9 protein-coding genes are annotated in these 15,349 nt (G+C 63.8%); 4 read left to right on the forward strand and 5 right to left on the reverse strand.

Annotated features, from left to right (window positions below):
* Positions 1–240: 240 nt before the first annotated feature.
* The gene (locus IAE40_RS24050; protein WP_200603982.1) at positions 241–7,383 is read left to right on the forward strand and encodes a retention module-containing protein; all 7,143 of its coding nucleotides are present in this window, start codon (positions 241–243) and stop codon (positions 7,381–7,383) included.
* Positions 7,384–7,408: 25 nt separating this feature from the next.
* Here IAE40_RS24050 and IAE40_RS24055 read toward each other — a convergent pair whose 3' ends face one another.
* On the reverse strand, positions 7,409–7,771 hold the full coding sequence (locus tag IAE40_RS24055) for a YbaN family protein (RefSeq protein WP_054893322.1): 363 nt from the start codon (positions 7,769–7,771) through the stop codon (positions 7,409–7,411).
* Positions 7,772–7,780: 9 nt separating this feature from the next.
* Complete coding sequence (locus IAE40_RS24060; protein ID WP_054893267.1) at positions 7,781–8,368, reverse strand: YecA/YgfB family protein; 588 nt, start codon at positions 8,366–8,368, stop codon at positions 7,781–7,783.
* A 243-nt stretch (positions 8,369–8,611) separates the two neighbouring features.
* Between IAE40_RS24060 and recQ the strand changes: the two genes are divergently transcribed.
* Positions 8,612–10,759, forward strand: coding sequence for a DNA helicase RecQ (gene recQ / locus IAE40_RS24065; protein WP_200603983.1), 2,148 nt, complete (start codon positions 8,612–8,614; stop codon positions 10,757–10,759).
* Between the two features lie 180 nt (positions 10,760–10,939).
* Positions 10,940–11,377 carry a MarR family transcriptional regulator gene (locus tag IAE40_RS24070; RefSeq protein ID WP_054893265.1) on the forward strand — a complete coding sequence of 146 codons (438 nt, stop codon included), beginning with the start codon at positions 10,940–10,942 and terminating at the stop codon, positions 11,375–11,377.
* Between the two features lie 83 nt (positions 11,378–11,460).
* Here IAE40_RS24070 and IAE40_RS24075 read toward each other — a convergent pair whose 3' ends face one another.
* Positions 11,461–13,647: a patatin-like phospholipase family protein gene (locus IAE40_RS24075; RefSeq protein WP_063543784.1), complete on the reverse strand. Its 2,187-nt coding sequence runs from the start codon at positions 13,645–13,647 to the stop codon at positions 11,461–11,463.
* A 68-nt stretch (positions 13,648–13,715) separates the two neighbouring features.
* On the opposite strand from IAE40_RS24075, the gene IAE40_RS24080 reads away from it, so the two are divergent.
* A complete protein-coding gene (locus IAE40_RS24080; RefSeq protein ID WP_054893263.1) occupies positions 13,716–13,997 on the forward strand; it encodes a SelT/SelW/SelH family protein in 282 nt (93 codons plus the stop codon).
* Here IAE40_RS24080 and IAE40_RS24085 read toward each other — a convergent pair whose 3' ends face one another.
* Entirely contained in the window at positions 13,998–14,888 is an 891-nt protein-coding gene (locus tag IAE40_RS24085) for a DMT family transporter (protein WP_200603984.1), read from the reverse strand.
* Between the two features lie 114 nt (positions 14,889–15,002).
* Positions 15,003–15,349, reverse strand: a 347-nt coding sequence (locus IAE40_RS24090) for a helix-turn-helix transcriptional regulator (RefSeq protein ID WP_200603985.1), incomplete at its 5' end; no start/stop codon positions are given.

The raw sequence follows: 15,349 nt of genomic DNA on the forward strand, positions 1-15,349 counted from the left end.
GAGAAAGTTCCAGATTTTTTGCAGCTAAGGACCCTGGAGAGGACAACAACGGCGGAATTTGGCGACAAAAAATTGGCATTAGAATAATGGCCAATTACCACTACCGCACGTGTTGAGCTGTCTTGGTGAAGGCGATTTCTCACCCTTGTGACAGACGCGAGACCCGCAAAGGATCGCTTCCCGCATTACCTGGCCTGTCCGCCACTGCAGAAAGCCAATCGGCAGGGGAGGCGTGCGTTCATGGCTAAATCAATTGGCGTGGTCAGCAAGGTCATAGGTCAGGTATTCGCGGTGGGCAGCGACGGTGCCAAGCGCCTGCTGGTGGAGGGCGATCGGCTGTTCGCGGGCGAGCAGCTGGAAACGGGAGCCGCGGGTGCTGTGGCCGTACGTTTGCACAACGGCGCCGAGCTGACGTTGGGACGAGGCAGCAGCCTGGAGATGACTCCTGACCTGTTGGCCAATCGAGCTCCCCACGTACATGCCCCTGATACGCTGCCCAGCCAGGCGCAGCTCAGCGATGTCGAGCGCCTGCAACAAGCCATTGCCGCAGGTGCCGACCCGACGCAGGAGGGCGAGGCACCCGCCGCCGGGCCTGCCGCCAATGGCGCGCCCGGGGCCTTGGGGGGCGGGCACAGCTTCGTGTTGCTGACCGAAGTGGCCGGGCGGGTCGATCCGACCATCGGCTTCCCTACCGCAGGCTTCAACGGTATTCCGGAACTGGCCAACCGCTACATCGGTACCCTGGATGTCGACAACAACGCAGGGCCGTTCGGGCCTCCGGCCATTCCTCCGATCAATCCTCCTGTAAATCCGCCTGTCACACCGCCGGACAATCCTGTGACCCTGCGCGGGCTCGACCTGAGCCCCGCCGAACTGACTCTCAACGAAGCGAACCTGCCGTTGGGGTCGGCCAGCAACCCGGCGGCCCTGACCCAGTCCGGCAGCTTCACCGTGGTCGCGCCGGATGGTGTGTTCAACCTCAGCGTCGGTGGTATCAACGTGGTGACTGCCGGGGTGGTGACCGGCGTGGGCCAGTCGATCACCACGGGCCTTGGCAACATCCTCACCATCACCGGTTACAACCCGTCCACGGGCGTGGTCAGCTACAGCTACACCCTCACCGGCGCCGAGCAGCATGCGGACGGAGCGGGCAACAACGAACTCGGCGAGCATTTCCCGGTGCTGGTCAGCGACACGGATGGCGATGTGGCCAGTGGTTCGCTGGACGTGATCATTCGCGACGATGTGCCCACGGCGGTCAACGACACCAATGCGGTCACTGCCACCGAGCAGCACACCCAACTTACCGGCAACGTGCTGGACAACGACGTCCAGGGCGCCGATCGGGTGGTCGGCGGCCCCGTGGTAGCCGGTACCTACGTCGGAACCTACGGCACCCTGGTGCTCGCTGCGGACGGCTCCTACACCTACACGCTCAACCCCGAGGATGCGGACTTCAAGAACCTCAACGGTGGCGGACATGGCGTCGAGACCTTCACCTACACCCTGAAGGATGCGGACGGTGACACCAGCAGTGCGACCCTGACCCTGAACATCACCAACCTCGACGATCCGGTAACGCTCGGTGGCCTGGATGTGAAGGGCGGTGAACTGACGGTCTACGAGAAGCACTTGAGCAACGGCAGTGCGCCGGATAGCACTGCCCTGACCCAGAGCGGCAGCTTTACCGTCAGTGCACCGGACGGCCTGCAGACCCTGACGGTCGGCGGTATCAGCGTGGTCAGCGGAGGCCTGGTAGCGGGCTTCCCGCAGTCGATCACGACCGCGCTGGGCAACACCCTGACCATCACCGGCTACAACCCGACCACCGGCGTGGTCAGCTACAGCTACACCTTGCTCGGTAACGAAGGCCATCCCGTGGGCGAGGGCACCAACAGTCTGAGCGAGCATTTCAGCGTGATCGCCCAGGACACCGATGGCAGCAGCGCCACGGCCACCCTGGATGTGAACATCGTCGACGACGTGCCCCAGGCGCAGCCCGATTCGGCCAGCGTGGTGGAAGGTGGCACGGTCAGCGGCAATGTGCTGCTCAACGATCAGTTGGGCGCCGACCAGGCTGGCACCAGCAATGTGGTGGTGGGCGCGCGGGCGGGGTCCGATACCTCGACCTCGGCCATCGGCAATCTCAACACCGCGATCGGTGGCCTGTACGGCACCCTGACCATCGATGCCGCCGGCAACGCCACCTACCATGCCAACCCGAATGCCGTGGCGCCGGCCGGTGCCACCGATGTGTTCGTCTATACCATTCGCGACACCGACGGAGACGAAAGCACCACCACCATCACCATCAACGTCAAGGACTGCTCGCTGATCGCGGGGCCTAACGATGGCGTGACGGTGTACGAGAAGGCGCTGGACCTGGTGAAGGATGGCAACGACCTGGCGCCGGGTACCGTCACCGGCAGCGCGCCGAGCTCCACCGGCGAAACCGCCTCCGGTAGCCTGGCGGGTTCCGTGAGCGGTGGCGTCGGTGCCCTGACCTATACGCTGGTGGGCAGCGCGGTGGGCCAGTATGGCCAGATCCAGCTCAATGCCGACGGCTCCTACACCTACACGCTGACCTCGGCACCGAAATCGTCGGATAACGTCAATGATGGGCCGAACAGTCTGACCGAGAGTTTCACCTACGAGGTGAAGGATTCGCTGGGCAACTCGACCACCAGCACCATCGTCATCACCATCGTCGACGACGTACCCAAGGCACACAGCGATTTCGCCAATGTCTTCGAGGGCGGCACGGTCAGCGGCAACGTACTGGTCAACGATGTGTTCGGTGCCGATGTGGTGGCCGATGGCAAATACGTGGTCGGGGTTCGCGCAGGCGGGGACACTTCCACGTCGGCCATCGGCCAACTCGGCGTCCAGGTGGTCGGTCAGTATGGCTACCTGACCCTCGATGCCCAGGGCAACGCGACCTATCATGCCAACCCCGACAGCGTCGCGCCGCCCGGTGCCACGGATGTGTTCGTCTACACCATCCGGGATGCCGACGGTGACGAGAGCACCACCACCATCACCATTGATATCCACGACTGCTCGTTGGTCGCGACGCCTGATGGCGGCGTGACGGTGTACGAGAAGGCGCTGGACCTGGTGAAGGATGGCAATGATCTGGCGCCGGGCAGCGTCACCGGCAGCGATCCGCATTCCTCAGGCGAGACGGCGTCGGGCTCGCTGGCCGGGTCGGTGAGTGGCGGTATCGGGGCGATGACCTTCACCCTGGTGGGCAACGCCACCGGGCAGTACGGGCAGATTCAGCTCAATGCCGATGGTTCCTACACCTACACGTTGACCTCGGCGCCGAAATCGCCGGGCAACGTCAACGACGGCGCGAACACGCTGACGGAGTCCTTCACCTACCAGGTGAAGGATTCGCTGGGTAATTCGACTACTGGCACCATTGTCATCAGCATCGTCGACGATGTGCCCAAGGCGCACTGCGATGTGGCCAGCGTGACTGAAGGCGGTGTGGTCAGCGGCAACGTACTGGACAACGACATTGTCGGCGCCGATGTGCGGGGGGACGGCCAGTACGTGGTCGGCGTGCGTGCCGGCTCCGACACCTCGACTTCGGCGATTGGCCAGGTCGGCAGCCAGGTCATGGGCCAGTACGGCTACCTGACCGTCGATGCACAGGGCAATGCGACCTATCACGCCAACCCCAACAGCGTGTCCCAGGCCGGCGCTACCGACGTGTTCGTCTACACCCTCCGCGATGCCGACGGCGACGAGAGCACGACGACCATCACCATCAACGTGCACGACAGCAAGCTGGTGGCCTGCGAAGACAGCGAAGTGAAGGTGTATGAAAAAGCACTGGACCTGAACAAGGATGGCAACGACCTGGCGGCAGGCAATGTCACCGGCAGCGACCCGCACTCGACAGCGGAAACTGCATCCGGCAGCCTCGTGGGCTCGGTGGGTGGGGGTGTGGGCGCACTGACCTTCAGCCTGGTGGGCAACGCCACGGGGCAATCTGGCCAGATCCAGCTCAACGCCGATGGTTCCTACACCTACACATTGACCTCGGCACCGAAAACGCCGGGCAACGTCAATGACGGTGCGAACAGCCTGACCGAGTCCTTCACTTATCAAGTGACGGACTCCGTAGGTAACTCGACCACCAGCACCATCGTCATCACCATCGTCGACGACGTACCCAAGGCCCATTGCGATGTGGCCAGCGTGACTGAAGGTGGTGTGGTCAGCGGCAATGTGCTGGACAACGATATTGTCGGTGCCGATGTGCGGGCAGATGGTCAGTATGTGGTCGGCGTGCGCGCAGGCTCCGATACTTCGACTTCGGCAATTGGCCAGCTTGGCAGCCAGGTCATGGGCCAGTACGGCTACCTGACCCTCGATGCCCAGGGCAATGCGACTTATCACGCCAACCCTGACAGTGTGTCCAAGGCCGGCGCTAGCGACGTGTTCGTCTACACCATTCGCGATGCCGATGGTGACGAGAGCACCACGACCATCACCATTAATGTGCAGGACAGCAAGCTGGTGGCCTGTGAGGACCGTGACGTCACCGTGTACGAGAAAGCGCTCGACCTGGTCAAGGACGGTAACGACCTGGCGGCGGGCACGGTCACGGGCAGTGACCCGCACTCAACGGCGGAAACCGCCTCCGGCAGCCTGGTGGGATCGGTCGGCGGGGGTATTGGTGCATTGACCTATAGCCTGGTGGGCAATGCTGTCGGCCAGTTCGGGCAAATCCAGATCAACGCCGACGGCTCCTACACCTACACCCTGACTTCGGCACCGAAAACGCCGGGTGGGGCGGACGATGGCGCCAATCGAGTCGTCGAGTACTTCACCTACAAGGCCACCGATTCACTGGGCAACAGTGTCACCAGCAGCATCGCCATTTCCATCGTCGATGATGTGCCCAAGGCCGCGTGCGCCGAGCGCAGCATCACGCCCGGCCAGGTGGACTCCAATATCCTGCTGGTGATCGATGTCTCCGGCAGCATGAACTTTGACTCTGGTGTGCAGGGGCTGAGCCGTCTGGCCTTGGCCAAGCAGGCGATCAACGCCTTGCTCGACAAGTACGACGACATGGGCGATATCAAGGTGCAGATCGTCACCTTCGCCACCAGGGCCTGGGTCAAGACGCCGGTCTGGGTAACGATCGCCGAGGCCAAGAGCATCGTCGCCGGGTTGAGCGCCGACGGCTCGACCTACTACGACTCCGCCGCGACCAAGGCGCAGGAAGCCTTTGTCACCAGCGGCAAGATCGCGGGGGCGCAGAACATCAGCTACTTCTTCTCCGACGGCGTGCCCACAAGCGGCCATTCGATGACCGCCGTGCGCGAAACAGCCTGGGAAAGCTTCCTCGACAACAACGGGATCAAGTCCTACGCCATTGGCCTCGGCACCGGGGTGAACCAGGCCAACCTCGACCCGCTGGCCTACGATGGCAGCAGCCATGTCGACACCGACTCGGTGGTGGTCACCGATCTGAGCCAGCTCAGCGCAGTGCTGTCCGGCACGGTACAAGGTGCGCCGATTACCGGCAGCCTTATGAGCGGTGGCCACTTCGGTGCCGATGGCGGCTTTATCAAGGCGCTGCTGGTCGATGGCACCACCTACACCTTCGACCCGAAAGCCAACGCCGGCCAGGGCGGCTATACGGTCGCCGGTGGACCGGACAAGGCCAGTTTCGACACCACCGGCAATACCCTGTCGATCAAGACAGCGCTCGGTGGCACGCTGCTGGTGGACATGGACACCGGCGAATTTACCTACACGCCGCCGAAGGACACCGGCAGCAGCCAGGTCGAGAAATTCGGCTTCACTGTCAGCGACAACGACGGCGACACCAGCAGTGCCAGCCTGGTGGTGAAGATCAACAGCAACAGCGCCCCGGTGGCGGGGGCCGACCACATCATCACCAACATCGCCGGTGCCAGCGTCACCGTACCGGCCGAGGCGCTGCTGGCCAATGACAGCGATGCGGATCACGATCCTCTGAGCGCTGCGCCCATCACCTTCAACACGGGCTTTGCCGACAAGGGCGCGGGCTTCACGGTGGGCAGCCAGGTGCAGACGCTCAAGTTCGACGGCACCGCCAACAAGCTCGAGAACCAGCTCAAGGACCTGGCGCGCAGTGACTTCACTGCGGTCTCGGGCTCCATGACGGCGGCCCTGGTGATTGCTGGCTACCTGGGTTCGATCAGCACCGGCAATGCCAACGATGAGGACACATTGACCGTAACCCTGCGCAAGGGCGAAAGCCTCAGCCTCGACCATGACCGCCCGGCAGGCAACCTGATGCTGGAATGGAAGGATGCCAACGGCAACTACCAGCCCATCGCCGACGGTGGCAGCTTCACGGCCAGCCACGACGGCGTGTACAGCATTCATGTGATCAACAGCGAGAACGCCGTGGGCAACAGCAAGGCGGCGGAGAACTACAAGCTGAGCCTGCTGATCGACTACAGCCATGCCGAGAACGAGGTCTACCAGGGCAGCTACACGCTCAGCGACAACCATGGTGGCAGCGCCTCTGGGGCGGTGGACATCACCTACCAGGCAGGTCACACCTTGCAGGGCACGGCGGGCGACGATGTACTGCTGGCGGGCAATGGCGACGACACCTTGAACGGTGGTGCCGGCCACGATGTGCTGGTGGGAGGGGCGGGGAACGACGCCCTGTATGGCGGGGAGGGGGATGATCTGCTGATCGGTGGCCCCGGCAACGACCTGCTGGACGGTGGGCCAGGCAATGACACCGCCAGCTACGCGTCGGCCACTGCCGGGGTGACGGTCGATCTCGGCCATGTCGGTGCGCAGAACACCGGCGGTGCGGGGCTCGACACCTTGGTCAGCATCGAGAATCTGATCGGCTCTGACTACAACGACACGCTGATCGGCAACGATGGGGACAATGTGCTCAGCGGTGGCCTGGGGGACGACATCCTCATCGGCGGTGGCGGTAACGACATCCTCATTGGCGGGCCAGGCAACGACACACTCACCGGCGGCAGCGGCAACGATACCTTCGTCTGGCAGAAAGGCGACACCGGGCACGACCGGGTGACCGACTTCACGCCGGGCAGCGACCGGCTCGACCTGTCGCAATTGCTGCAGGGCGAGAACGCCACGGCGGCGTCACTGGATGACTACCTGCACTTCAAGGTCAGTGGCAGTGGGGTCAATGTGGTCTCGACCATCGAGGTCAGCAGCGTGGCGGGCGCTGCGGCGACCCAGACCATCGATCTTGCCGGTGTCGACCTGGCCCAGCATTACGGGGTGACGGCGGGAGCGGGAGGCATGATCGCGGCGGGGCACGATACCGCGACCGTCATCAACGGCATGCTCAACGATCATTCGTTGAAGGTGGATACCGTGTGACGACTTGCCTTCTGTAGGCGCGTGTTCAGGGCAGGCGCAGGGTCTTCTGCTTGAGGATGTAGAGCGTGACCAGTACGGCACTGGTGAGCATGAAGGCCCTGGCCCAGAACAGCGGCACCAGATAGCACGAAAGCCCGATGCTCGCCCACATCAGGCCGATGGCGTAGACCTTGCCCTTGAGCGGGATACCGTCTCCGTTGAGGTAGTCGCGAATCCACGGTCCGAGCCTGGGGTGGTTCACCAACCAGTCGTGGAATCGTGGTGAGCTGCGGGCGAAACAGGCCGCCGCCAGCAGCAGGAAAGGGGTGGTGGGCAACACCGGCAGGAAGATCCCCAGCACCCCCAGCGCGACACTGAGCCAGCCGACGGCCAGCAGCAGGTAGCGCACCACTGCGAATCAGTGGTGGCGCGGCTTGAGCAGGGCTGGTTTTTCATCCGGCGCGTGCAGCAGCAGGAACAGCGCGCTGAGTGCCTCGGGAATCTGCACGACCATGTCGTCCTGCAGGTTGGCGTTGCTGGCGATGTCGGCGAACTCAGGTTGCTCGTCGAACAGACCCGAGCCAACCATGATCGGCAGCAGCATTTCGCTGACTTCCTCTTCGGCGTTCTCGAACCAGGCCTCTTCACGCAGGAATACACCTTCCATGAAGCCGATGCACCAGCCGCGCAGGTCGGAATCGTCCGGCTCGTCGGTCAGGTCCAGCTCGCAGGGCAGGTCGAACTCTTCGTCGCTGGCCAGCTGGCGAGCGATGTGGCCCTTGAGGGCAACCAGCGTCGCTTCGATCTCGGTGCGCTGGGCTTCGCTGGCGTAGTGAGGTTCTTCGGCGAAAAGCGCGTCGATCCATTCGCGCTCGGGGACGTCCTCGGCACAGATCGACAACGCGGTCAGGTAGCCGTGTGCGGCGACGTAGTCCAGTGCTTCCTCGTGCAGCTCGTCGGCGTCGAGGAAGGCTTGCAGGCGGGTCAGTTGCTCGGCGAAGGACATTACAGGGCTACCTTGGGGAATAAACGATAGTGAATTCTAGCACCTTGCAGCCTCGGCGGGGCAAAGGGAACGTCTGTCACCGTAGCCTGCCGCAGAGCAGGGCAGTCGGGTATACTCCGCGGTTTTTCAAGCCAGCTGGCGTTTCTGCGCAGCCCGGCAAAAACCGCTTACGCATTCGGTGTGCGCGCGGCGGATTTATCGTCCAGCCTGTGTCCAGGATGGTACGGCGATTTGGAGTGGCAAATGCTCGAACAGGCTCAGCGCGTCCTCAAGGATATCTTCGGCTACGACAGCTTCCGAGGTCGCCAGGCGGCGATCATCGAATGCGTGGCCAACGGGGGCGATGCACTGGTCCTGATGCCCACCGGTGGTGGCAAGTCGCTGTGTTTCCAGGTGCCAGGCCTGCTGCGGCCGGGCCTGACCGTGGTGGTGTCGCCGCTGATCGCATTGATGGACGACCAGGTCGCCACCCTCGACGAGCTGGGGGTGGCCGCGGCCGCGCTGAACTCGACGCTCAGCCCCGAGCAGCAGCGCGACCTCGCTGGGCGCCTGCGCCGCGGTGAGGTGAAGATGCTGTACCTGGCGCCTGAACGCCTGGTGCAGCCACGCATGCTGGAGTTCCTGCGCGACCTGGACATCTCGCTGTTCGCCATCGACGAAGCGCATTGCGTGTCGCAATGGGGGCATGATTTCCGCCCCGAGTACCTGCAACTGGGCCAGCTTGCCGAACTGTTCCCGCATGTGCCGCGTATTGCCCTGACCGCCACCGCCGACATGCGCACCCGTGAGGAAATCGTCCAGCGCCTGCATCTGCAGGGCGCGGAGCGTTTCCTGTCGAGCTTCGACCGGCCCAACATCTTCTATCGCATCGTGCCCAAGGAGTCGCCGCGCAAGCAACTGATGGCGTTTCTCGGCGAGCGGCGCGGCAACGCCGGCATCGTCTACTGCCTGTCGCGCAAGAAAGTCGATGAAACCGCCGCCTTCCTCTGCGAGCAGGGATTCCCGGCGCTACCCTATCACGCCGGCCTGGCAGCAGAGACCCGCTCGGCCAACCAGCACCGCTTCCTCAACGAGGAAGGGCTGATCATGGTCGCCACCATCGCGTTCGGCATGGGCATCGACAAGCCCAACGTGCGTTTCGTCGCTCACCTGGACCTGCCCAAGTCGCTTGAGGCCTACTACCAGGAAACCGGTCGGGCCGGGCGTGATGGCCTGCCTTCCGATGCCTGGATGGCCTATGGCCTGCAGGACATGGTGATGCTCAAGCAGATGCTGCAGAACTCCGAAGGCGATGAGCGTCACAAGCGTATCGAACAACATAAACTCGACGCGATGCTGGCGCTGTGCGAAGAGACGCGCTGCCGGCGCCAGTCGCTGCTGGCCTACTTCGATGAGGTGCTCGAGCAGCCCTGCGGCCATTGCGACAACTGCGTCGACAATGTGCAGACCTGGGATGCCACCGAGCCCGCGCGTCAGGCACTGTCGGCCGTGTTTCGCACTGGCCAGCGCTATGGGGTCGGCCATCTGGTCGATGTCCTGCTGGGCAAGGATACCGAGAAGGTACGCAATTTCGGTCACGAGAAGCTGTCGGTGTTCGGGGTCGGGAAGGCGTTGGGCGAGCACGAATGGCGGTCGCTGTTCCGTCAGCTGGTTGCCCGCGGCCTGGTGGACATCGACCTCGAGGGTTATGGCGGCCTGCGTCTGTCCGACACCTGCCGGCCACTGCTGCGCGGCGAAGTGAATCTGCAATTGCGCCGCGATCTCAAGCCGCAGACCGTGGCCAAGTCCTCGGGCAGTGGCGGCGGCAGCCCAGCCAGCCAGTTGGTGCGTGCCGAAGAGCGCGAGCTGTGGGAAGCGCTGCGCACACTGCGCCGCAAGCTGGCGGAGGAGCACAGCGTGCCGCCTTATGTCATCTTCCCCGATTCGACGTTGCTCGAGATGCTGCGCAGCCAGCCCACCAGTCTCAGCGACATGGCCCAGGTCAGCGGCGTGGGGGCGCGCAAGCTGGAGCGCTATGGCCAGGCGTTCCTGGAAGTACTCAACGGCGCCGGCGGCACCGAGGAGGCGCCGAAGGTGGTGCTCGACCTGCGGCACGAACTGGTCAGCCTGGCCCGCGCTGGGATGACTCCGGCGCAGATCGCCGGGCAATTGAACTGCAGCGAGAGGAACGTCTACAGCCTGTTGGCCGAGGCCATCGGGCGCCAGGAGCTGAGCCTGGAGCAGGCGCTGGACTTGCCAGAAGAATTGATGATGGAGGTGCAGGACGCATTCCTCGACGGGGAGGGTGAACTGCCGCCGGTTTCGGCCATCGCTCCGCAGTTTGGCCAACGCGTGCCGGAAGGGGTGCTGTATTGCGTGCGGGCGGCGCTGGCGGCGGAGTTCGAGCTTTGAGGCAGCAGTGCCTGTTGCCGCAAGCATAGGGTGCCGCTGACAACGCCGGGTATCCCGGCCATTCCTGACCTTTGTCATTCTTTTTGTCGATTATCGGACCTTTCCCACTCGTCGAGCCTTGCCTGATACCCCGGGGCATGATTAGCTGACTAATAATTAGTTCTATCGATCGAGTTGCTTATGCCCCTGACCGACAACCAACACCGCTTCGGCATGCAGCTGGCCCAGATGTCCCGGGGCTGGCGCGCCGAACTGGACCGCCGCCTGGCTGGGCTGAACCTGTCCCAGGCCCGCTGGCTGGTGCTGCTGCACTTGGCCCGTTTCGACGAATCGCCGACCCAGCGCGAGCTGGCGCAGAGTGTCGGCGTCGAAGGCCCGACCCTGGCGCGTCTGCTCGACAGCCTGGAAAGTCAGGGGCTGGTACGGCGCCAAGCGGTCATGGAAGATCGGCGGGCGAAGAAGATCCTGTTGTGCCCGCCTGCAAAACCGCTCATCGATCAGATCGAAACCATTGCCAATGCCCTTCGCGCCGAACTCTTCACGGGCGTTGATGAGGCGGATCTGGAGGTGTGCATGCGTGTGCACGCGAAGATTCTGGGCAATCTCGAGAAGTCCTGACCCCCGCACCACGCTTAGCGGTACAAGAAAACGGATAGTGGCTCACGCCCTATCCGTTTTTTTATGTCGCGCCTTCGTACGCTCTAGAAGGTGTGTCCCAGATTCAGGTACACCGCCTTCTGGTGCTCGGTGTTGGCGCCATAACTGATGTTCAGCGGCCCAAGCGGCGTGTCCAGCCCGAGGAAGATGCTCGCGGCGTTGATATAGCCACTGTCGAACTCGTTGTCGTTGTTCCAGGCGCGGCCACGCTCCAGCGACCCGCCCAGGTACAGCGGGAAGTCCAGCGGCAGGTAGGCGCGGGGAGTCAGGCGACGGTAGTAGACCACGCGCATCAGGCTGATGTTCTGCCCCGACACCGAGTCCTGGCGAAAGCCCGATAGCTGCCGAGCGCCGCCAAGCACGAAGCTGGAGGTCACCACCTCGGTATCGTCCAGGGTGCGGCCATAGCGGCCGCCGAATACCCAGGTGTTCGGCCCGTAGCTCAACGCCTTGTCGATGTTGAACTGCCACTGTCGGTAGTCGCTGTCCGAGTCCAGCGAGCGGTCGTACTTGCGCAAGGTCAGGCCGATGTCTTCGCCGCTGTGGGGGAAGTACACGTTGTCGAGGGTGTCGAAGGAGTATTTCAGTTCGTAGAAGCCTTCATTGAAGCTGACCTTTGGCAGGTCCTGGTCGCCGATGCGCACTTCCGCCTCACCCCAGGCCTTGCCTACGCCCAGGCGTACTTCCCCGTAGGTGCCGATCTGTCGACCCAGGTTCAGACCAAAGCCGTAGCGTTCCAGGCGGTACTCGGCCACCGGGTCGTTGTCCAGGGTCGCTTCGATGTTCTGCGAGCCGAGCGACAGGTACGGGGCGACGAAGTAGCGCGAGCCGACGTCCAGCGGCTGGTAGAACTCGCTGTAGAGCTCCTGCTGATCGCCGATCTGTGCCCGGGTCAGCCATTCGGCGCCCAGGCGATTGATGCCGTTCATTCGATAGCTGGCACCCAGATTGAAGGCACTGTCGCCGCGCATGTCATCGGACAGGTTCAGGCCCAGGCGCAGGTAGTCGGTACCGCCGCGTTTACCCCGGGCGTTGATCACCAGCGTGTTCTCCTCGCCCTTGTGCACCACGCGGTACTGCACCCGGTCGAAGTAGTCCAGGCCGTAGAGGGTACCCATATCGGTTTGCAGGCGCTCCAGCTCCAGCGGCTCGCCCAGGGGTTGGCGGATGTAGTAGCGGATCACGTCATCGCTGACCTTTGAATCGTTCTCCACCTTGATCGCCGTGATGATGGGCGTGCGCTGTTGCGCAGAGCGTGCCACGGCCAACTGGCTGTCGCCGCCAGCCTGGCGCAGCACCGCCAGGCGTGCGTCGAGGGCGCGGGTGGCGCGGTAGCCGGCGTCGATCATGTCCTGGGCACGGCCGAAGTCGGTCACGCCAAAGGCTGCCAGTGCTGGCTGTACCAGGATGTCGTCGCGGTGCAGGCTGGCCAGTTGTTCCTCGGAGTTGCGCCGGGTCATCAGGGTGATCGACTGGTTGAGCACGTCCACGACCGTGGCCAGTTGCTTGCGGCTGCGCAGCGGGGTGCCGATATCGACGACGATGGCCATGTCCACGCCCATTTCGCGCACCACATCCAGCGGGATGTTGTCGACCATGCCACCGTCCACCAGCAGACGCCCGTCGAGCTCGACCGGGGCGAACACTGCCGGAATCGACATGCTGGCGCGCACCACCTGAGGCAGGTGACCACGGCGGAACACCACCTTCTCACCGCTGGCGATGTCGGTGGCAACAGCGCGGAACGGGATCGGCAGTTTGTCGAAGTCACGAATGTCAGCGGTGTGGGCCAGCTTGCTTTCCAGCAGCAATGACAGGTTCTGGCCCTGTATCACCCCCAGCGGCAAGCCAAGGCTGCCGTCATCGCGAAAGCTCAGCTTCTGCTTGACCAGGAAATCGCGGTCGTCCTGCTTGCGGCGAAACGGCACATCCTTGCGCGGCGGAGCGTCGGAAAGTGCCTGCTGCCAGTCGAGGGTACGGGCCAGGTGTTCGAGCTCCTCGATGCTGTAGCCGGAGGCATACAGGCCGCCAACCACCGCACCCATGCTGGTCCCGGCGATGGCGTCGATGTGCACGCCCTGTTCTTCCAGGGCCTTGAGCACGCCGATATGCGCAAGGCCGCGGGCAGCACCCCCCGACAGCACCAGGCCGACCTTGGGCCGAGGCGGCTCCACGGCCAGGGCGGTGAACGAGGTGAGCGCCAGCAACAGGCATAACAGCAGATGATGCATCGTGAGTCTCAACGCGATGGGCAAAGACCGCTAGTATAAGCGGCTCACTCACCAGGAACTGTCTCCACATGGCCGATACCAAGCCAGAAGTTGTCATCACGTATTGCACGCAGTGCCAATGGCTGCTGCGTGCTGCCTGGCTGGCTCAGGAGCTGCTCAGCACCTTTGCCGACGATCTTGCGCGAGTCGCCCTGGAGCCGGGCACCGGTGGGGTGTTTCGCATCACCTGCGACGGCGCGCAGATCTGGGAGCGCAAGCTCGATGGTGGCTTCCCCGAGGCCAAGGTGCTCAAGCAGCGGGTGCGTGACCAGATCGACCCGCAGCGAGACCTGGGCCACAACGACCGTTGATCATGCGCCTTCGGCCAGGCGTTCCCTCCTTGGCGGTGGCTCGGCAGACAGGCGGCTGGACAGCACGATGGCGAAGATGATCAGCGCCCCGCCAGCGAGCATGCGCAGGGTGGGCGTCTCGGCGAACACCATCCAGGCCACGGCGATACCGTAGACCGGCTCCATGCCGAAGACCACCGAGGCGGTGCGGGCCTTGATCACTGCCAGGCTGGCGACGAACAGGCTGTGCGCCACCCCGGTGCAGAAGATGCCGAGCAGGGCGATCCATAGCCAGTCCATGGGCTTCACCGCGCCGAGCCCCGGCAAGGCGAAGGGCAGGAGGCACACACCGACCACCAGGTTCTGGCACAGCGCAGCCTGTACCGCAGGCACGCGGCCGGAGCCGGCTCGATTGGTCAGCGACAGCAGCGAGAACAGCAGGCCCGAAAGCAAGGCCCAGAGCAGGCCGCCCGTAGCCTCGCTGGCCAGGTTGAACGCCGGGGTGACCAGCACCAGGCCGATGCTTACCAGCAGTACCAGCAGGGCTTCGTTGCGACGGATGCGCTCGCGGAACAGCACGCCTTCGAGGATCACGGTGAACGCTGGAAAGCTGGCAAAGCCGAGGGTGGCGATGGCAACGCCGCCGACCCGCACGGCGATGAAGAAGCTCACCCAGTGCCCGGCCAGCAATATGCCGCCAAGCAGCAGGCGCCCCAGGTCCTGAGCCCTGAGTCGCTGCCAGCCCTTGCGGGCGAGGCCGGCGAACAGGGCCAGGGCCAGCACCGCGAAGAGTGCGCGGCCAAAGACGATGACCGAGGGCGTGGCACTGGCGGCCAGTTTGCCGAAGACGCCGGTGAGGCCGAAGAACAGCGCGCCGATGTGCAGGGCGCCGAGGGCAGTACGGTGGTTCATGGTGAGTCCTTGCTCGAGATCTTTGCTGGCACTTGCGCGGGTAGACCGTACCCACAGGCTGGCACAGGCACAGTGTAGAGCCGGGGGAAAACAGATTCTGTCGCCATCCTGGCGTCAGTTGTCGCCAGACTCTCGTCGCAGCGCCAGCGGCGTAAGGCCGAACGCCCGCAATATCGCCGCCGAAAACGCACTCTGCGAGCTGTAACCCACCTGTGCGGCGATTTCGCCCATCGGCAGCGAGGTAAGGACGATCAGTTGCCGCGCCTTGAGCAAACGCCGCTGGCGGATGTAGTCCATCGGTGTCATGCCGCATTCCTCGACGAAGCGTGCGTGCAGGCGAGCACCTGACAAACCGGCCAGCCTTGCCAGGTCGGCGACTTGCAGAGGGTGTGCGGCATGACGCTCGATATGCGCATCGATCGCCAGGGGCTCATCGTGGTCCCCGCCGGTTTTCACCACAC

Origin of the sequence: Pseudomonas sp. S44, assembly GCF_016624805.1 — a bacterium.
Taxonomy (GTDB): Bacteria; Pseudomonadota; Gammaproteobacteria; order Pseudomonadales; family Pseudomonadaceae; genus Aquipseudomonas; species Aquipseudomonas machongensis.

Bases quoted from the DNA above. Each gene is read 5' to 3' on its own strand.
- IAE40_RS24050 (WP_200603982.1), top strand. From the start codon at position 241: ATGGCTAAATCAATTGGCGTGGTCAGCAAGGTCATAGGTCAGGTATTC.
- IAE40_RS24060 (WP_054893267.1), bottom strand. From the start codon at position 8,368: ATGTCCTTCGCCGAGCAACTGACCCGCCTGCAAGCCTTCCTCGACGCC.
- IAE40_RS24085 (WP_200603984.1), bottom strand. From the start codon at position 14,888: ATGAACCACCGTACTGCCCTCGGCGCCCTGCACATCGGCGCGCTGTTC.
- IAE40_RS24080 (WP_054893263.1), top strand. From the start codon at position 13,716: ATGGCCGATACCAAGCCAGAAGTTGTCATCACGTATTGCACGCAGTGC.
- IAE40_RS24075 (WP_063543784.1), bottom strand. From the start codon at position 13,647: ATGCATCATCTGCTGTTATGCCTGTTGCTGGCGCTCACCTCGTTCACC.
- recQ (WP_200603983.1), top strand. From the start codon at position 8,612: ATGCTCGAACAGGCTCAGCGCGTCCTCAAGGATATCTTCGGCTACGAC.
- IAE40_RS24070 (WP_054893265.1), top strand. From the start codon at position 10,940: ATGCCCCTGACCGACAACCAACACCGCTTCGGCATGCAGCTGGCCCAG.